At 72.0% G+C, this 16,417-nt stretch carries 17 protein-coding genes; 2 read left to right on the plus strand and 15 right to left on the minus strand.

The genetic code is table 11. The annotated features are described in order from the left end of the window. Window positions 1–2: 2 nt before the first annotated feature. Together nudC and MFF21_RS17030 are read right to left on the minus strand one after the other, a co-directional pair. Window positions 3–926 (minus strand): NAD(+) diphosphatase, encoded by a 924-nt coding sequence (nudC, locus tag MFF21_RS17025; RefSeq protein ID WP_238312483.1) that lies wholly within the window; start codon window positions 924–926, stop codon window positions 3–5. Continuing rightward, entirely contained in the window at window positions 923–1,339 is a 417-nt protein-coding gene (locus MFF21_RS17030) for an HIT domain-containing protein (RefSeq protein WP_238312484.1), read from the minus strand. The genes nudC and MFF21_RS17030 overlap by 4 nt, the downstream gene beginning before the upstream one ends. Window positions 1,340–1,505: 166 nt before the next feature. On the opposite strand from MFF21_RS17030, the gene MFF21_RS17035 reads away from it, so the two are divergent. Then, window positions 1,506–2,072 carry a NifU family protein gene (locus MFF21_RS17035; protein WP_238312485.1) on the plus strand — a complete coding sequence of 189 codons (567 nt, stop codon included), beginning with the start codon at window positions 1,506–1,508 and terminating at the stop codon, window positions 2,070–2,072. 68 nt (window positions 2,073–2,140) lie between these two features. Here MFF21_RS17035 and MFF21_RS17040 read toward each other — a convergent pair whose 3' ends face one another. Then, the gene (locus MFF21_RS17040) at window positions 2,141–3,313 is read right to left on the minus strand and encodes an MFS transporter (protein WP_238312486.1); all 1,173 of its coding nucleotides are present in this window, start codon (window positions 3,311–3,313) and stop codon (window positions 2,141–2,143) included. An 80-nt stretch (window positions 3,314–3,393) separates the two neighbouring features. Here MFF21_RS17040 and MFF21_RS17045 point away from each other — a divergent pair, with 80 nt between their 5' ends. Beyond that, window positions 3,394–4,284, plus strand: coding sequence for a LysR substrate-binding domain-containing protein (locus MFF21_RS17045; protein ID WP_238312487.1), 891 nt, complete (start codon window positions 3,394–3,396; stop codon window positions 4,282–4,284). A gap of 175 nt (window positions 4,285–4,459) precedes the next feature. Here the strand turns inward: MFF21_RS17045 and MFF21_RS17050 are convergent, their stop codons facing one another. From MFF21_RS17050 to puhA, 12 genes are all read right to left on the minus strand, one after another. Continuing rightward, the gene (locus tag MFF21_RS17050) at window positions 4,460–5,509 is read right to left on the minus strand and encodes a phytoene/squalene synthase family protein (RefSeq protein WP_238312488.1); all 1,050 of its coding nucleotides are present in this window, start codon (window positions 5,507–5,509) and stop codon (window positions 4,460–4,462) included. After that, window positions 5,490–7,019 carry a phytoene desaturase gene (locus MFF21_RS17055; RefSeq protein ID WP_238312489.1) on the minus strand — a complete coding sequence of 510 codons (1,530 nt, stop codon included), beginning with the start codon at window positions 7,017–7,019 and terminating at the stop codon, window positions 5,490–5,492. Before MFF21_RS17055 ends, MFF21_RS17050 begins: the two co-directional genes overlap by 20 nt. 66 nt (window positions 7,020–7,085) lie before the next feature. Further along, window positions 7,086–8,009 (minus strand): alpha/beta fold hydrolase BchO, encoded by a 924-nt coding sequence (gene bchO / locus MFF21_RS17060; RefSeq protein ID WP_238312490.1) that lies wholly within the window; start codon window positions 8,007–8,009, stop codon window positions 7,086–7,088. Window positions 8,010–8,058: 49 nt separating this feature from the next. Continuing rightward, window positions 8,059–9,825 carry a magnesium chelatase subunit D gene (locus tag MFF21_RS17065; protein WP_238312491.1) on the minus strand — a complete coding sequence of 589 codons (1,767 nt, stop codon included), beginning with the start codon at window positions 9,823–9,825 and terminating at the stop codon, window positions 8,059–8,061. A gap of 39 nt (window positions 9,826–9,864) precedes the next feature. After that, window positions 9,865–10,881 carry a magnesium chelatase ATPase subunit I gene (gene bchI / locus MFF21_RS17070; protein ID WP_238312545.1) on the minus strand — a complete coding sequence of 339 codons (1,017 nt, stop codon included), beginning with the start codon at window positions 10,879–10,881 and terminating at the stop codon, window positions 9,865–9,867. Between the two features lie 200 nt (window positions 10,882–11,081). Next, window positions 11,082–12,299 carry a 5-aminolevulinate synthase gene (hemA, locus tag MFF21_RS17075; RefSeq protein WP_238312492.1) on the minus strand — a complete coding sequence of 406 codons (1,218 nt, stop codon included), beginning with the start codon at window positions 12,297–12,299 and terminating at the stop codon, window positions 11,082–11,084. Window positions 12,300–12,337: 38 nt separating this feature from the next. Beyond that, window positions 12,338–13,147 carry a putative photosynthetic complex assembly protein PuhE gene (puhE, locus tag MFF21_RS17080; protein WP_238312493.1) on the minus strand — a complete coding sequence of 270 codons (810 nt, stop codon included), beginning with the start codon at window positions 13,145–13,147 and terminating at the stop codon, window positions 12,338–12,340. Between the two features lies 1 nt (window position 13,148). Next, window positions 13,149–14,201, minus strand: a complete 1,053-nt coding sequence (acsF, locus tag MFF21_RS17085) for a magnesium-protoporphyrin IX monomethyl ester (oxidative) cyclase (protein ID WP_238312546.1) — start codon at window positions 14,199–14,201, stop codon at window positions 13,149–13,151. Between the two features lie 17 nt (window positions 14,202–14,218). After that, window positions 14,219–14,515, minus strand: a complete 297-nt coding sequence (locus tag MFF21_RS17090; protein ID WP_238312494.1) for an O2-dependent cyclase accessory protein — start codon at window positions 14,513–14,515, stop codon at window positions 14,219–14,221. After that, entirely contained in the window at window positions 14,515–14,973 is a 459-nt protein-coding gene (gene puhC, locus MFF21_RS17095) for a photosynthetic complex assembly protein PuhC (RefSeq protein WP_238312495.1), read from the minus strand. Before puhC ends, MFF21_RS17090 begins: the two co-directional genes overlap by 1 nt. Window positions 14,974–14,985: 12 nt before the next feature. After that, window positions 14,986–15,642, minus strand: coding sequence for a photosynthetic complex putative assembly protein PuhB (puhB, locus tag MFF21_RS17100; RefSeq protein WP_238312496.1), 657 nt, complete (start codon window positions 15,640–15,642; stop codon window positions 14,986–14,988). Further along, a complete protein-coding gene (gene puhA / locus MFF21_RS17105) occupies window positions 15,639–16,412 on the minus strand; it encodes a photosynthetic reaction center subunit H (RefSeq protein ID WP_238312497.1) in 774 nt (257 codons plus the stop codon). The genes puhB and puhA overlap by 4 nt, the downstream gene beginning before the upstream one ends. Window positions 16,413–16,417: the final 5 nt, after the last annotated feature.

Here is a 16,417-nt window from a genome sequence, read left to right on the forward strand (position 1 = left end):
GTTCAGAGCCGCCCGTCGAGGAAGTTCCGCAGGAGCAGATGGGCGATCGCCATCGGCTGGGGGGCGAAGATCCCCTCCGGATGCGTGCGGGCGAACAGGGTCGCGAGCTCGACCCGGTCGACCCAGCGGGCATCGGCGAGCTCGGCCGGATCGATGACGAGGTCGCGGCTCTCGGCCTCGGCCACGCAGCCGATCATCAGCGAGGAGGGGAACGGCCAGGGCTGGCAGGCATGATAGCGCACGGCGCCGATGCGGATGCCGGTCTCCTCCGCGGTCTCCCGTCGGACCGCGTCCTCGATGGTCTCGCCGGGTTCGAGGAAGCCGGCGAGGCAGGAATACATGCCCTCCGGGAAGTGGGGGCCGCGGCCGATCAGGCAGCGATCCCCGTCGCGGATCAGCATGATCACGACCGGGTCGGTGCGGGGGAAATGGTGCGTCCCGCAGTTCGGGCATTCCCGGCGGAACCCGGCGGCCCTGATCTCGGTCGGCGTCCCGCAATTGGCGCAGAAGCCGTGGCGCGCATGCCAGGTCAGCAGGGATTTCGCGGTGGCGAGCAGGCCGAGCTCGTGGGGCTCGACGCTGCCCTCGACCGCGAGCCAGCGCAGGTCGCTCGTGCGGAAATCCGGCTCCGGAAAGGACGCGGCGGCCTCCGCCGGCAGCGAAGCGGCGAAGACCGGTCTTTCGTCGAGCGTGCCGAGGAAGACGTCGATGGCGGGTCCGGCCGCGGCCCGCCTCTGGGCGGGGCCGAGCAGGCAGGTCTCCGGTCTCCCCGCGCGCAGCAGCACGTCCCCGCCGACCAGCAGCACGTGCAGGCTGTCGGGCGCCTCGCGATCGGGGAGAGGCAGGTGCTCGCGCTCCGCGGAATGGCGGATCAGGCGGCTCGTCGCGAAGCCGAGGGCGTCCCGCCCGCTCCCCGACCTGTTCATTGGGCGGCGAAGAGCCCGGCGGCGCGCTCGATCAGCTGGGCACGGGCATGGGGCTGGTAGGGCATGCGCTCGCCCACGCCCCAGACCGGGTTCGGCCAGGCGGGATCGGAATGGAAGCGGCCGATCACGTGGACATGGAGCTGCGGCACGACGTTGCCGAGGGCAGCCACGTTCACCTTGTCGGGCTTGGAGAGCAGCTTCATCACCGAGACGGCGATGCGGATCTCGGCCATGAGCGCGCCAGCATCCTCCGTCGAGAGATCGGTGATCTCGGTCAACGCCGCCCGGCGCGGCACCAGGATCAGCCAGGGAAAGCGCGCGTCGTCCCGCAGCAGGACCGAGCACAGGCTCAAATCGCCCACCGGAGTGGTCTCGGCGGCGAGGCGGAAGTCCAGATCGAAGGCATCGCTCATGGAGAAGCGATGTAGGGCAGGAACACGGCTTCTGCGAGCCGGGACGTGAGAGCCTTCCGCAGTTGTGAAACGCCGCTTTACGGTCCACATGGGAGGTGGCGCCGCGTCTCCTGGCGCCGTTCCCGGCCGGCCTTGAACCGGCGCAGAGGACGAGGTCCATTCCCCCATGTTCATCCAGACCGAAGCCACCCCCAATCCCGCGACGCTGAAGTTCCTGCCCGGCCGCGTCGTGCTGCCCGAGGCCACCTTCGAGGCCAAGGATGCCGAGAGCGCCGAGCGCTCGCCCCTGGCCAGCGCCCTGTTCGCCATTCCCGGCGTGAGCGGCGTGTATTTCGGCCACGACTTCATCTCCGTCACCAAGGCGGACGGCGTGAGCGAGTGGCCGCAGGTGAAGCCGGCGGTGCTCGGCGCGATCATGGAGCATTTCCAGTCCGGCGCCCCGGTCCTGGCCGAGGGCGCGGTGCTCGATTCGCCCCACGGCGAGGAGTTCTACGACGAGGCGGACCACGACACGGTCGTGACCATCAAGGATCTGCTCGAGACCCGGGTGCGCCCGGCGGTGGCGAGCGACGGCGGCGACATCACCTTCCGCGGCTTCCGCGACGGCATCGTCTACCTGGAGATGAAGGGCGCCTGCTCCGGCTGCCCCTCCTCCACCGCCACCCTGCGCCAGGGCGTGCAGAACCTCTTCCGCCACTTCCTGCCGAGCGTGCGGGAAGTGCAGGCGGTGTAACCGCCGTCCGCGCGACGACCCCGCTGCTGCCGTCATCGCGAGGCGGCAGCACGTATCCAGAGGCCGGGTCAGGCGCTCCGGCGCGAAACCAGCAGTGCTGCCCCGCTCGTGAGGGCGCCGAACAGGCAGGTGCCGGCCCAGCCCCAAGCGGCGTAGGCGGCCCCGCCGATCCCGGCGCCGAGCGCGCCTCCGGCCAGCATCGTCGCCATGAACACCGTGTTGAGGCGGCTGCGCGCGCTCGGGTCGAGGGCGTAGACCCGCGCTTGGTTGGCGACCTGCGAGGACTGCACCGCGAGATCCATCACTAGAATGCCGGCGACTAGGCCGACGAGGGAGTTCCGCCAGAGCCCGAACAGGACGAAGGCGAGGAGCACGATCCCGGCGCCGGCGGAGACGACGATTGCCGGCCCCCTGCGATCCGCGAAGCCGCCGGCGAGCGGCGCGGCGAGGGCGCCGACGACGCCAACCAGCGCCAGCAGGCCGACCGCGGTTCCCCCCATGAGGTAGGGCGGCGCGATCAGCAGCAGGGCGAGGTTGGACCAGAAGGCCATGAAGGCCGCGAAGATCAGGAACTGGACGGCGACCGCCTGCCGGAGGACGCGATGCGTCCGGACCAGCGTCCAGAGCGAGCCGATCAGGCGCGGATAGCTCAGGTCGGTCGTCGGGGTTGCGCGGGGCAGCCACAGGGCGAGCGCTCCGCCGACCGCCACCATGAGCCCGGCGGCAAACCAAAGGACGCAGCGCCAGCCCCAGAGATCCGCGATCGTGCCGCTGACCGTCCGCGCCAGCAGGATGCCGATCAGGATGCCGCCGGTCACCATGCCGAGGACGCGCCCGCTTTCCGCAGCCGGGGCCAGATGCACGGCGAGCGGCACGATCTGCTGCGCGACGGTGGCGAACAATCCGATGGCAAGGCTCGCTGCCGCGAGCCAAGCGAAACCCGGCGCGAGCGCCCCGCCGATCAGTGCCGCCACCAGGGCGGCGATGGTGGCGAGGATCAGGGCGCGGCGTTCCAGCCGGTCGCCGAGGGGCGCCAGGAACAGCACGCCGAGGGCGTTGCCGCCCTGCGTCAGCACCGGGACCAGAGCGGCCGTGCCGGAGGCGAGCCCGAATTCCACGGTGAGATGACCGAGGAAGGCCTGGTTATAGTAGCTGTTGGCCACCGCCGCGCCGGCCCCCAAGGCGAGGAGGCGGATCAGGGCGGCTGACAGGATCTCGGAGCGGAGGGCGTTCGTCTGCATGCCCGGTAGACAGGCGATCCGCCGCCCATCGCGCAAACCATCCCTGGTCCCCGACGGTTTAGTTCAGCTAAACTCGGGCCATGACGTCCCCGGTCTCGTTCGGCGCCCTGCGCAGCTTCGTCGAAGTGGGGCGCCGGGGCAGCATCAAGGGCGCCGCGGAGGCGCTCAACGTGACGCCGGGCGCGGTCAGCCAGCAGATCAAGGCATTGGAGACGCGCTTCGGCGTGCTGCTTCTCGAACGCGGCCATCGCCGGGTGACGCTCTCGGCCCATGGCCGGCGCCTCCTCGGCGAGATCGCGTCGAGCTTCGAGCTGATCGACGCCGCCGTGCAGCTTTTCGAGCATCGCCGGCCGGGACCAAGCTCCCTGGTCGTCAGCACCACGCCCTCCTTCGCCGCCTGCTGGCTCACGCCACGCCTCGGCGGGTTCGCCGCCCGGCATCCGCGCATCGAGATCCGCATCGAGACCTCGGTGCAGCTGGCGGATCTCGCTGGCGACCGGGTCGACATAGCGATCCGGCACGGCTCCGGGGATTATCCCGGCCTCGACACGGCTCTGCTGGCCTCGCCGCGCCTGGTGGCGATCGGGGCTCCGGCCCTGCTGCGGGACGGATCCCTGCCGAACCTGGCCGCCTGCCTGGACTACCCGCTGCTTCAGGACCGCGACCGCGCCGACTGGTCCACATGGCTCGAAGCGCAGGGGGCAAAGCCTGGCCGCGCCGCAGCCCGAGGGCCGAGCTATGCCGACGACGCCCTGCTGATCCAGGCCGCCATCGCGGGCCAGGGCCTGGCCGTCGTGCGGGACGTCTACGCGGCCCGGGCGCTCGGAGCGGGAAGCATCCTGCGCGCCTTTCCCGCCTCCGTGGCGACGACAGTGGCCTATTACGTCGTCACCCGGCCCGACCGGACCCGGATCTCCCGCATCGCCGCCTTCCGAGACTGGATCCTGGCGGAAGCGGCGGCCGTGACTTGAAGCCACCACGCGGTCGAGTTTCCTCGACAAAGCCCTCCACCGTCATTGCGAGGCGGAGCCGAAGCAATCCAGGGCGCGATCTTTCCGGGAAAAGCCCGGCCCCTGGCTTCCTTCGCTCGCGCTCGCAAGGAAGAGACGGCCCGCGGCGTTCATCCGGAGCCAGCGCGTGCCCTGCTCAGGACGGCGCCGAGCGTCGGAAGGCGTCGCGCTGTTCCAGCACCTCGATGAGATCGAGCACCCGCACGACCTGGCCGGAGATGTTCCACCAGGGCGGGAGGCTGCGCAGGGGCGCGGGGTGCCGGGCGACCGCCTCGATCAGGTAGGCCGTCTCCGGCAGGGGCGGCGCGTCGCGGTCCGTTCCGCGCAGGGGCAGCGTGGCGCGGGCCAGCAGGGCCGCCTTGCGGGCGCCGTGGACGCGGGCGCGGGGGCCGATGCTGTCATGGCCGTTCCGTGCGATGGCGCGGCCGATCTCCGCATAGATCAGCCGGGCCGCGCGGATCGCCGGGCGGCAGGCCAGGGGCAGATCGGGGATGCCGGATTCCGCGCGGGCATAGAGGATGTCGGCCGCCGCGAGCAGGCGCGCGGTGACGGCGGCGAGCGCCGGGCTCGGCTGCGGGCGGGCGAGCAGCTCGTCCGGCGCGAGCCCCGCAGCGTCGAGCCAGTCGAGGGGTAGATAGAGGCGACCGGCCCGGGCATCCTCGCCCACGTCCCGGGCGATGTTGGTGAGCTGCATGGCCACGCCGAGATCGCAGGCCCGGGCGAGCACCTTCGGGTCCCGCGTTCCCATGATCAGGCACATCATCGCCCCGACCGCTCCCGCCACCCGCGCCGCATAGGCCGAGAGCGCCGGGAGATCGGCATAGCGGCGCCCCTCCGCGTCCCAGGCGAGGCCTTCGAGCAGGGCGGCGGGCAGCGCCTCGGGGATGGCGTGCCGGGCAACGATCGCCGCGAGCGCCCGGTCGGCCGGGTGGTTGCCGGGGCGGCCGGCATAGGCGAGGCGCAGCCGTTCGCGCAGGCGCGCCACCGCCGCGGCGCGGTTGCCCCCGGTCTCGTCCACGGCATCGTCGGAGAGCCGGCAGAAGGCGTAGAGGCCGTAGGCCGGGGCTCGCACGGCGGGCGGCAGCAGCAGGGAGGCGGCGTGGAAGCTCCTCGAGCCGGTGCGGATCATCGCGGCGCAGGCGGCGCGATCGGTCGCCGGGGACGGCTCAGGCACGAAGGCGGGCATCCGGCACCAGGGAATCGAGGACGCGTGCCGAGGAGAGCACGCCGGGCAGGCCGGCGCCGGGATGGGTGCCGGCCCCGACGAGGAAGAGGTTTTCGACCTCCTCCGAGCGGTTATGCGGCCGGAACCAGGCCGATTGCGTGAGCACCGGCTCCAGCCCGAAGCCCGAGCCGCGATAGCTCAGGAAATCGTCGGCGAAATCCTGCGGCGTCGTCACCTTGGAGGTGACGAGGGCCGCTTCGAGGCCCGGCAGCACGGAGGCTTCGAGCATCGCCGCGATGCGCGCGCGGTAGCCTTCGGCGATCCGGCCCCAATCCTGGCCGCCGGCCAGGTTCGGCACGGGGGCGAGCACGTAGAAGGCGTCGCAGCCCTCCGGGGCGAGCAGCGGGTCGGTTGCGGTCGGCCGGTGCAGGTAGAGGCTCGCATCCTCCGCGAGGGTCTTGGTGTCGAAGATCTCGCGCAGCAGGCCGCGATAGCGCGGTCCCATCAGGATCGTGTGGTGGGCCACGCCCGGATATTTGCGGCTCGTGCCGAAATACCAGACGAACAGCCCCATCGAGGAGGCGGCCCGGGCGAGCCGCCGGTCGCTCCAGCGGCGGCGGGGCTGGTCCTTCAGGAGCTTTGCGTAGGTGACCGCCGAATCGGCGTTGGAGACGACGATATCGGCGGGGATGGTGCTTCCGTCGGCGAGCGTCACGCCGGTGGCCACGCCGCGTTCGACCCGGATCCGTTCCACCTCCGCCCCACAGCGGAGGCTGCCGCCCTGCCCCCGGATCAGCCCGCACATTCCTTCGACCAGGCGGCCCGTGCCGCCGAGGGCGAAATGCACGCCCCAGCGCCGCTCCAGAGAGGCGATCAGGCAGTAGATGCCGCTCGCCCGGAACGGGTTTCCGCCGATCAGCAGGGGGTGGAAGCTGAAGATGGTCCGCAGCCGCTCGTCCTTCACGAAGCGGGCGACCACGTCGTAGACCGAGCGGTGGCCGCCGAGGCGCAGCAGGTCCGGCGCGATGCGCAGCATGCGGCCGACCCGGTCGAAGGGCACGTGGCCGAGCTCCTCGAAGCCGAGGGCGCAGACCCGGCGACTGTGGGCCATGAAGCGCTCGTAGCCGGCCACGTCGTCCGGGGCGAAGCGGCGTACCTCGGCGCGCATCGCCGCCTCGTCGCCGGAATAGTCGAAGCTCGCCCCGTCGGCGAAGCGGATCCGGTAGAAGGGCTGCATCGGCACCAGGGCGACGTCGCCGGCGAGGCGCTTGCCGCAGAGCCGCCACAGCTCCTCGAACAGGAAAGGCGCGGTGACGATGGTCGGCCCGGCATCGAAGGTGAAGCCGTCCTGCCGGTGGACGCGTGCGCGGCCTCCAGGCTGCTCCAGGCGCTCCAGGACCGTGACGCGGTAGCCTCGCGCGCCAAGTCTCACCGCCGCCGCGAGGCCGCCGAAGCCGGACCCGATCACCACCGCATGCGGCCGCCGATCGGTCGACGGTTCGGCGCGCGGCCTGTCGTCGAGTGTCAACATAAGCTGACACTATCGTGCGAAGTTGACGCTTCGCAAGGCCTTCGTCAGGCGCGGACAAGGCCTTCGTCAGGCGCGGACTGAGGTATCCGCGGGAAGCATGCCCATCGCCTCCGCTTCCGCGCGCAGGAGACCGGCGACGCGCTCCGGCGCCTCCTCGTGGGCGAGATGGCCGAGGCCGCGGATCAGCTTGACCCGCGCCTCCGGCAGCCGATCGCGCACGGCGAAGGCGGTGTCGGGCAGGATCGCCTTGTCCTCGCCCCCGACGATCAGGAGCGTGCGGGTGGTGAGCCGGGGCAGGTCCCGGTCGAGGCCGGCGAGGTCCCAGTTCGCCATCATCCCGAGCGCCCCGGCGACATGGCCGGGGCTGGCGAAGAGGCGCTTGTAGAGGGCGATGCCCTCCGCATCGAGCTTCGAGCCGGTGCCGCCGATGAGCCGCTGCACCGCCGGGCGGTCGGCGGTCCAGGCGAAGACCCGCGGCGTGAACGGGTTGAGGAACAGGAGCCGCGCCATGGTCGGGAACAGGAAGTTCGCCGCCCCGGGAAAGGGCTTCAGCGCCCCGTTGAAGGCGACGAGCAGGTGCGGCGCGATCGCCCCGTCGAGGCAGAGCCGGACGAGGAGCGCCGCTCCGGCCGAGTGCCCCGCCGCCACGACGGGGGCGAAGCCGAGCGCGTCGAGCAGGCCGGCGATGGCCTGGGCCATGCCGGGCAGCGACAGGCGGTCGGGCGGCAGCGGATCGGTGAAGCCGTGGCCCGGCAGGTCGGGCACCACCACGCGGAAATCGCGGGCGAGCAGGGGCGCGAGCGCCCGGTAGGAGTGGGTGGAGGCGCCGGTCCCGTGGAGCAGCAGCAGGCCCGGCGCCTCCGCCGCGCCGAATTCCTGCACATGCCAGGTCAGGCCCGCGGTCTCCACGCGGCGGCTCGCCGCCCGGTTCGGCCAGTCGGCGCCGTCCGTCGCCCAGTCCAGGCGGTCGAAGTTCTTCTGTAGCGCCATGGCATCTCGCTGGCCCGGCGCCTTCCCGGGGGAAGGCTCGCGGAGCCGGTCAGGAAGCGGCCGCGCGCACGGCCGCGGTGAGGGCGCCGGAATCGGCGTTGGGCATGGGACAGTAGCGGGCGGCGGCGGTTTCCGCGAGGCGGCGGGCGCCGTCCGGCCGCGCCCCCGTGTCGATGACGAGGAGCGGCAGGGCCTGCGCCCGCAGCCCGCGGGCCGCCGCGAGGGCGTCCTCCGAGGCCCGCGCCCGGCCGCCCTCCCCCGAGCGTGCGACATTGGCGCGCCCGTCCGTGAGCAGGACGATCACCGGATGGCCGCCGGCCCGGCGCACCGCCAGCGCCAGGCTCGTGGCCGCATCGAGCCCCGCGGCGAGCGGGGTGCCCCCGCCCCCCGGCAGGCCGGAGAGGCTGCGCTTCGCCCGCACCAGGGAGCGCGTCGGCGGCAGGACCACCTCCGCGCCGCGGCCGCGGAAGGCGACCAGGGCGACGCGGTCGCGGCGGATATAGGCTTCGGCCAGCATCAGCTCGACCGCACCCTTGGCCTCCCCCAGCCGCTCCAGGGCCGCGGAGCCGGAGGCGTCGACGCAGAAGATCGTCGTGGTCTCGCTCTTCTGGCGCAGGACGCGGATGCGCAGGTCGTCGGGCAGGACGACGATGCGCCGCGTCTCCTCCGGTCCTTTCCGCAGGCGCTGCCAGGGCGCGGCGGCCCGCAGGGTGGCGATCAGGTCGAGGAGGGCGCGCCGTGGATCCCCCTTCCGGCTGCCGACCGGCCGGCCGGAGCGGGGGGCGCTCGCCGCAGCGCCCATGCGGCCCGCCTTGGCGGAACGCAGGCGCGGCCCCTCCGCCAGGAGCTGCGCCAGGAGGTTCTTGGGGATCGCCGCCCGGGCCGCGTCGAGCACCGTCTCGGCGGCCTCGCCGACGGACTCGTCCGGGCCCGTGCCGGGATCGGCGGGGGGCGGAGGGGGCGCTTCCTCACCCGCATCGGCTTCGGAGCCTTCCGCCTCCGGCTCCGAAGCCGGCTCCGAAGCCAGACGCGTTGCCCTCGGAGCGAGGACGAGCCGCGCCGCCTCGGCGAGATCCGCCTCCACCGGCGCATCCCCCCCGACGAGCCGGACCACATGCAGGGCGAGCAGGGGCGCGCGCAGAGACGCGATGCCGAGGGCCAAAGCCGTCTCGCATAGGATCGCGGCCGCGTCGGCAGGCTTTTCCGCGACCGCGGGAGCAGGGGGGGAGGAGAGTGCGGACGGCCCCGCCCCGACTGATTCGGCGTGATCCCCGTCGCCTGTCGCCCCGGAGGGGCCGCCTGCCAGATCCGCGAGCCGGAGGCCGTCGAGATCGATGCGGAAGGCGAGCCGGTCGGCCAGGGCTTCGGCCACGCTCTCCTCCGCGCCGCCCTCGTCGAGGAGGATCAGGCCGATCCGGGCCGGGAGCCGGGCGCTCGAGCCCTCCCGTTCGAGGGCGACCGCACCGGTGTCGAGGGCGGCGGCCAGCCGGGCGACGGTGCCGGCGGCGAGGCGCTCGGCCATCGGCACCACGATGAGCCCGCCATCGGCCTCCGCGAGCAGCCCCGCCTGCGCCACCGGGTGGCCGGCGCGCAACGTCGCGGGGAGGTCGAGGCCGCCGATCAGGCGGTCGTCGGCGATTCCCGCCGGCATCCGCCGCCATGGCGTTTCCGGCGGAAGCCGAGCCCGGAGGGCCGCGAGCCAGCGTTCCCGCACCGGGCCGGCTCCGGCCCGCACCACCACCCCGCCGAGCCCATGCGGATCCGCCGCGACGAGGGCGGCCACGCGCAGGGCGTCGCTCCAGGCGGGGTCAGGCATCCGCTCCCCCGGGCACGAAGGGGGGTTGAGCGGCCTTCCTCACGGCCCGAACACCTCGTCCACCGCCCGCGCCACCCGGGCGGTGGAGCCCGACTCGTCCAGCGGGTTGCGGCGCAGGCGGTGGCGCAGGGCGCTGGGGGCGATGCGCTTCAGATGGGCGTCGGTGACCGTGTCGTCGCCGTCGAGGGCGGCGAGCGCCCGGGCCGTGCGCAGCAGGGTGAGTTCGCCGCGCAGGCCGTCCGTGCCGAGCGCCAGGCAGAGCCGGGCCGCCTGTTCCAGCACCGCATCGGGCACGCTCACCGCATCGAGGCGGGTGCGGGCGGCGACGAGGCGCTTGCGCAGGGCTTTCTCCGCCTTCGCATGGGCGGCGCAAAATCCCTCCGGATCGCGCTCGTAGGCGTCGCGGCGGCGCACCACCTCGATCCGGGTCGGGATGTCGGTGGGAGTCGTGACCTCGCAGGCGAGGCCGAAGCGGTCGAGGAGCTGCGGGCGCAACTCCCCCTCCTCCGGGTTGCCGGAGCCGACCAGCACGAAGCGGGCGGGATGGCGCAGGGAGAGCCCCTCGCGCTCCACCGTGTTGACCCCGGAGGCGGCGACGTCGAGCAGCAGGTCGACGAGATGGTCCTCCAGCAGGTTGACCTCGTCGATATAGAGGAAGCCGCGATTGGCCCGGGCCAGCAGCCCCGGCTCGAAGGCTTTCTCGCCGAGGCTCAGGGCCCGCTCCAGGTCGAGGGCGCCGACGACCCGGTCTTCGGTCGCGCCGAGCGGCAGGTCGACCACCGGCACCGGCACCTCCACCGCCTTCTTCGGGCGCGGATGCGTGGCGCAATGGGGGCAGGCCTGCGCCGGGCTCGCCGGATCGCAGGCATAGGGGCAGCCCAGCACCGCCTGCATCGGCGGCAGCAGGGCCGCCAGGGCCCGGATCGCCGTGGACTTGCCGGTGCCCCGGTCCCCGAACACCAGCACCCCGCCCACCGACGGATCCACCGCCGCGATCAGAAGGGCTTGGCGCATCTCGTCCTGGGCGACGATGGCGGTGAAGGGGAAGGTGGGCACGGGGATAGTGCTCAAAGCGACGTTTCCGACCGTCCTGACATGTCGGGAATGAACCGCAAACCCCTCGCCCCTCCGCGGGAGAGGGTGGCCCCGTAGGGGGTTGCGTGAGGGGAGCGCCGCGTCCGGAGGGGGCTGAGCCGGCCCCTCTCCCGCCTGCTCCGCAGGCACCCTCCCCCGCGGAGGGGGGGAGGGTTCGGGGGCTATTCCGCCGCTTCCTGCCTGAGGCCGATCCGCCGCCAGATCGTGCTCAGCGCGTCCACCAGGTGGTCGATGTCCTCGTCGGAATGCAGCGGCGAGGGCGTGATGCGCAGGCGCTCGGTGCCGCGGGCGACCGTTGGGTAGTTGATCGGCTGGACGTAGATGCCGAACTCGTCGAGCAGGGTGTCGGAGATCGCCTTGCAGAGCACCGGGTCGCAGACCATCACCGGCACGATGTGGCTGCGGTTCGGCAGGGTCGGGATGCCGGCGGCGTCGAGGGCGGCGCGCACGCGGGACACCCGGTCGCGGTGGCGGGCGCGCTCCGCCTCGCTCTCCTTGAGGTGGCGGATGCTGGCCGCCGCGCCGGCCGCCACCGCCGGGGGCAGCGAGGTGGTGAAGATGAAGCCGGAGGCGAAGCTGCGCACGAAGTCGCAGAGCTGGGCCGAACCGGTGATGTAGCCGCCCTGCACGCCGAAGGCCTTGCCGAGCGTGCCCTCGATCACGTCGAGGCGGTGGGCGAGGCCCATCCGCTCGGAGACGCCGCCGCCCCGGGCGCCGTAGAGGCCGACCGCGTGGACCTCGTCGAGATAGGTGAGCGCGCCGTGCTTCTCGGCCACGTCGCAGATCTCGTCGATCGGGGCGATGTCCCCGTCCATCGAGTAGACCGACTCGAAGGCGACCAGCTTGGCCCGGCCGGGCTCGATCAGGGCGAGCTTGCGGTCGAGGTCCTCGGGGTCGTTGTGGCGGAAGACGTGGCGCTCGGCGCGGCTGTACCGGATGCCCTCGATCATCGAGGCATGGTTCTCCGCATCGGAGAACACGGCGCAATGCGGCAGGCGGGCGGCGAGCGTACCGAGCCCCGCCCAGTTCGAGACGTAGCCCGAGGTGAAGAGCAGCGCGGATTCCTTGCCGTGCAGGTCGGCGAGCTCCCGCTCCAGCAGCACGTGGTAGTGGTTGGTGCCGGAGATGTTGCGGGTGCCGCCGGCGCCGGCGCCGCAGCGCTCCAGGGCCTCGTGCATGGCGGCGAGCACCTTCGGATGCTGGCCCATGCCGAGATAGTCGTTGGAGCACCAGACCGTGACCTCGCGCAGGCCGCCGGGGCTGTGATGGGTCGCCTTGGGGAAGCCGCCGCGGTGGCGCTCGAGATCGGTGAAGACCCGGTAGCGCCCCTCGCGGTGGAGGCCGGCGATCGCGTTACCGAAGAAGCCTTCATAGTCCATGGCCATCCTCCCTTGGTCGTTTGTCCCGCTGGGTGCGCTCACTCGCGTGGGCGCCCCGCGGCGTCGTTGATGTCGATCAAGCCCCTTGTCGGCTTGCCCGGCAGGCTCCAGCGCCAGAGCGCCACCGAAGGCAGGGGCAGCATCAGGAACCAGTGTTCCAGCACCGCGAGGGCGGTCAGGCTCGCGAGCAGGGTGAAGCCCACCTGCTCGTGGGGCAGCCTTCCCTCGCCGAGGGAAGCCCGCAGCATCAGCGCGGCGGCGATGGTGCCGAGGCTCACCGAGACCGGGAAGAGCAGATTCATTGGCTTCCGGGTGAGGAAGCAGGCGAGATAGGACAGGTGCGGCGGCAGCAGCTCGGTGTTGAGGTTGCGCACCCCCAGGAACAGGTTCAGCCGGGCCGAGGCGTTCATCAGCACCAGGGTCGCGTAGGTGCACAGGGCGAAGTGGTTCGGCTGGCCCCAGGTGAGGCAGAGGATCGCGAGCCCGCCGATCAGGATCGCGAATTCGTGCCAGAGGCTGGTGGCGAGCGCCGCGAGGAAGCGGTCGAGCCCCCGCAGGGACGGCGCGCAGGCGACGGGCTTCGGGCCGGAGAGGAAGCCCATATAGTAGCTCATCTCCTGCCAGCCCCAGACGAGGATCGCCGCGGTGAAGGCGGTGTAGACCCCCGTCTCGGAGGGGTCGCCGGCGCTCGCGCCGATCGCCCAGAGGGCGCCCGCGAGCACCAGCGTCGCCCCCGCCATGCTGTAGGCATGGGTGTGCCGGGGCCGGTGATCCAGGAGCAGGATCACCCCGGTGGAGAACCACCAGAGCAACACCGCGTAGAGCGCCGGGGTGGCGTAGGCGCCCATGCTACCAGACCGGTTGCAGGCGGATATCGGCGGGCATGGCGTTCTCCTTCACCGGCAGGGCGTAGAGCCGGGCGAAGGTGAAAGCCGCGCGCGTACCCTGCAGGGCAAGCTTCAGCGTGCCGGCCAGGCCGCCCTCCGCCCGCGCCGCCTCGATCCGGCGGGAGCAGTCGAGCAGCGTGTCGAGGCCCCGGCGGAATTTCGGGCTCTCGATGTCGAGGGTGATCGGGAAGGTCTGCTTCGAGATCTCCGAGGTGATGCGGAAGACCTTGAAGTCGTAATCGGTCGGATCGACGCCCAGCGCCTTGTGGAAGGCCGGGCGGCAATGGTCGCGCACATACATCGTCGCGAAGACCGCGAGCAGGAAGAACCGGATCCAGTAGCGGTTCACGCCCGCGGTGAGCTTGGGATTGGCCCGCATCAGCAGGGCGAAGGCCTCGCCGTGGCGGAACTCGTCGTTGCACCACTTCTCGAACCATTTGAAGATCGGGTGGATGCGCCGCTCGGGATGGCGCTCCAGCTCGCGGAAGATGGTGATGTAGCGAGCATAGCCGATCTTCTCGGAGAGATAGGTCGCGTAGAAGATGAATTTCGGCCGGAAGAAGGTGTATTTCTTGGTCTTGGTCAGGAAGCCGAGATCGACGCCGATGCCGAAATCCTTCAACGTGTCGTTGATGAACCCGGCATGCCGGGCCTCGTCCCGGCTCATGAAGCCGAACAGCTCCTTGATGTCCTTGTTCTTGGCGCGCTTGCGCATCTCCGCGTAGAGCACGCAGCCCGAGAACTCGGCGGTGATCGAGGAGACGAGGAAGTCGAGGAATTCCTTGCGCAGCTCCGGCTCGAGATTCGAGAGGTCGCAGTCGAATTCCTCGTTGCGGACGAAGTGGCGCTTGTTCGGGTCGGAGCGCAATTCCTCGATCAGGATGTCCCATTCCCGGCGCACGGGCTCGACATCGGTGCGGTCGAGCTCGTCGAAATCGGTGGTGTAGAAGCGCGGCGAGAGGAAGGTCGTCTCCTGCGCAGCCTTGGTCGAGGCGTTGACGGGCGATTTCGGAATCGGATGGACATGCGCGTTCACAGCGTCCTCCTCTCGGAAAAGCTCACCTCGTAGAGCTCGGTCAGCTCCAGGTGGGCGATCAGCTTGGTCCAGGCGCGCTCCAGCGCCCCGGCGCGGGTCACGGTGGCGCGGCCGTGCAGGATCACGCGCTCGCCATAGGGGATGATCGCCGGGGCCTCGTGGACCTGCACGGCGTCGCCGGGCTCGATCTCGAAGCCGGCATCCAGGGTGACGTGGGCGTGCAGGCTCTCGGGGGTCTGCTCGATCTCGATGGTGCAGGGCACCTCGACCACGCGCTTTCGCAGGAAGTCCATCAGCGGGTCTCCGTGGAATCGGGGAGCAGGCGGGCGAAGGCGCGGGCATTGTCCGGCCCGAAGGCTTCGAGGGCGATGCTGCGCCCGGTGGCGGCGTCGGCCAGCGACAGGCGGCCGTCGTCGTAGCGGGTGAGGCGGAAGGGGGTGGCGCGGCCGAGCCCCTCGCGCTGGCGCGCCTGGGCGAGGCTGCGCAGGGTGCCGCGCACGAAGCCGTCTTCGCCGGGGCGGATCGTGGCCAGGAGCCGGGCGGTGGCCGCGTCCTTGAGCGCGATGGAACCGTCCGCCGCGTCCTCGGCCCGGAAATCCAGGCGGGCGAGCGGAGTCGCCTCGGGCAGCACCGTGCGGCCGATATCCTCGCGCCGGCCGAACCCGGCGGCGACCATGGTGAAGCCGAGGAGCCCGAGGATCCCCAAAGCCGCGAGCTTCGGAATCGGTCCCGTGTGCGTGCGATCGGGCATGGCCGCCCTCCCCTATTCCGCCGGGACCAGCCGGCCGGGCAGGGCCGGCTCGGAAGGCTGCGCGACGATGACCGGGACGACACTCTCCGAAGCCCCGTGATGGGCCGCCAGCGCCTCGGCCAGGAGGCGGGCCACCCGCGCCGCCTCGGGCACCGAGCGCAGCATCGGCTCGGGCCGGGCCACGCGCCAGGGCCGGGCATGGGGCCAGAGATGCAGGTAGGCGATGCGCTGGCCGTCCTTCAGGCGCAGGGGCAGGTCGCCGCTGCCGTCGCGGAAGGCGTGCAGGCCCGCCGCCTCGATCTGCGCGAAGGGCAGGTTGAGGGTGATCGGCAAGGCGATGCCGACATGCAGCACCATGCGGCGGTTCGTGAGGGTGTAGACCGTCGTGCGGTGGACGAGCCAGGCGAACAGGCCGAGCAGCGCCAGAGCCAGGAGGCCGGCGAGCAGCACCGGCGCCGCCGCGGCGAGGGCTTCGAGCCGGCTCGGCGCGGCGAGCGCGAAGGCGAGGGCCGCGGCCCCGAACCACAGGGCGACCAGGCGGGCGTGGAACACCCGCAGGAACACGCCGCGGGTGCCGGGCGCGCCCTGCCAGACGCGCCGCTCGCCCTCCGGCAGCGGACCGGGCAGCCCGCGCAGGGTGCCCTCGGGGAGGAAATCGGATTCGGTCACAGGATCGGCTCCGCGCGGGCGGGCGTGGCGTAGAGCGTGCCGGCGCCGAAATAGGCCATGATCTTCTCCTCCTCGAGGAGCGTCACGGAATCCGGGTCCCTGGTGCCGGGGATGTCCGCGAATTGGCGTGCGAGCAGCGCCTTGGTCTTCACCGTGTCGTCCAGCGGGCCGGTCCGGCAGAAATTGACCGGCATCAGCACCCGGCGGCCGCCGGCGCCGAGCTCGACCTCGTAGTAGCGCACGAAGGATTCGCCCCGGTCGACCCAGAGATCGACGACGGTGCCGGCGGGCTGGCGGTCGGCGCCGAACACCACCGAGCCGATCGGGTTCGGCCCGGCCTCGTGCACCACGAAATGCGTGGCGACCCGCAGGGGCACGATGCGGTTCTGCCCGTCCCAGGTCTGGTCGTGCTCGTCGTGGCGCGGCGCCCAGGAGCCCGGGCCGACCGGGGCCTGGAACGAGCGCTCCGTGCGCTCGTAGGGCGCCCCGGGCCAGGGCTCGACCTTCGCGCTCGGCACGCCGGTGGCGTAGTCGAAATTGGTGTTGGGCGCGTAGGTGGTGTGCCCGCTCGACAGCCGGAACGCCTTGGGTGTCGGGATCAGGATCGGGTTCGGGCTCTTCAGCCGGCCGGCGGCCTCGTTCTCGAGGGGATAGCCCTCCCGGCGGTCCTCCCGGCGGAGCCAGAAGACGAGGCCCGCGAAGAAGATCCAGAACGCGTAGAGCACGACCTGCGCGACGTCGATGTAACCGGTGATCTCGCCTCTGGGCATGGCGC

The organism is Methylobacterium organophilum (genome assembly GCF_022179465.1).
Lineage (GTDB): Bacteria > Pseudomonadota > Alphaproteobacteria > Rhizobiales > Beijerinckiaceae > Methylobacterium > Methylobacterium organophilum.

Excerpts from the sequence above, each read along its gene's own strand:
- nudC (WP_238312483.1), bottom strand. The coding sequence starts at position 926 with ATGAACAGGTCGGGGAGCGGGCGGGACGCCCTCGGCTTCGCGACGAGC.
- MFF21_RS17030 (WP_238312484.1), bottom strand. The coding sequence starts at position 1,339 with ATGAGCGATGCCTTCGATCTGGACTTCCGCCTCGCCGCCGAGACCACT.
- MFF21_RS17035 (WP_238312485.1), top strand. The coding sequence starts at position 1,506 with ATGTTCATCCAGACCGAAGCCACCCCCAATCCCGCGACGCTGAAGTTC.
- MFF21_RS17040 (WP_238312486.1), bottom strand. The coding sequence starts at position 3,313 with ATGCAGACGAACGCCCTCCGCTCCGAGATCCTGTCAGCCGCCCTGATC.
- MFF21_RS17045 (WP_238312487.1), top strand. The coding sequence starts at position 3,394 with ATGACGTCCCCGGTCTCGTTCGGCGCCCTGCGCAGCTTCGTCGAAGTG.
- MFF21_RS17050 (WP_238312488.1), bottom strand. The coding sequence starts at position 5,509 with ATGCCCGCCTTCGTGCCTGAGCCGTCCCCGGCGACCGATCGCGCCGCC.
- MFF21_RS17055 (WP_238312489.1), bottom strand. The coding sequence starts at position 7,019 with ATGTTGACACTCGACGACAGGCCGCGCGCCGAACCGTCGACCGATCGG.
- bchO (WP_238312490.1), bottom strand. The coding sequence starts at position 8,009 with ATGGCGCTACAGAAGAACTTCGACCGCCTGGACTGGGCGACGGACGGC.
- MFF21_RS17065 (WP_238312491.1), bottom strand. The coding sequence starts at position 9,825 with ATGCCTGACCCCGCCTGGAGCGACGCCCTGCGCGTGGCCGCCCTCGTC.
- hemA (WP_238312492.1), bottom strand. The coding sequence starts at position 12,299 with ATGGACTATGAAGGCTTCTTCGGTAACGCGATCGCCGGCCTCCACCGC.
- puhE (WP_238312493.1), bottom strand. The coding sequence starts at position 13,147 with ATGGGCGCCTACGCCACCCCGGCGCTCTACGCGGTGTTGCTCTGGTGG.
- MFF21_RS17090 (WP_238312494.1), bottom strand. The coding sequence starts at position 14,515 with ATGGACTTCCTGCGAAAGCGCGTGGTCGAGGTGCCCTGCACCATCGAG.
- puhC (WP_238312495.1), bottom strand. The coding sequence starts at position 14,973 with ATGCCCGATCGCACGCACACGGGACCGATTCCGAAGCTCGCGGCTTTG.
- puhA (WP_238312497.1), bottom strand. The coding sequence starts at position 16,412 with ATGCCCAGAGGCGAGATCACCGGTTACATCGACGTCGCGCAGGTCGTG.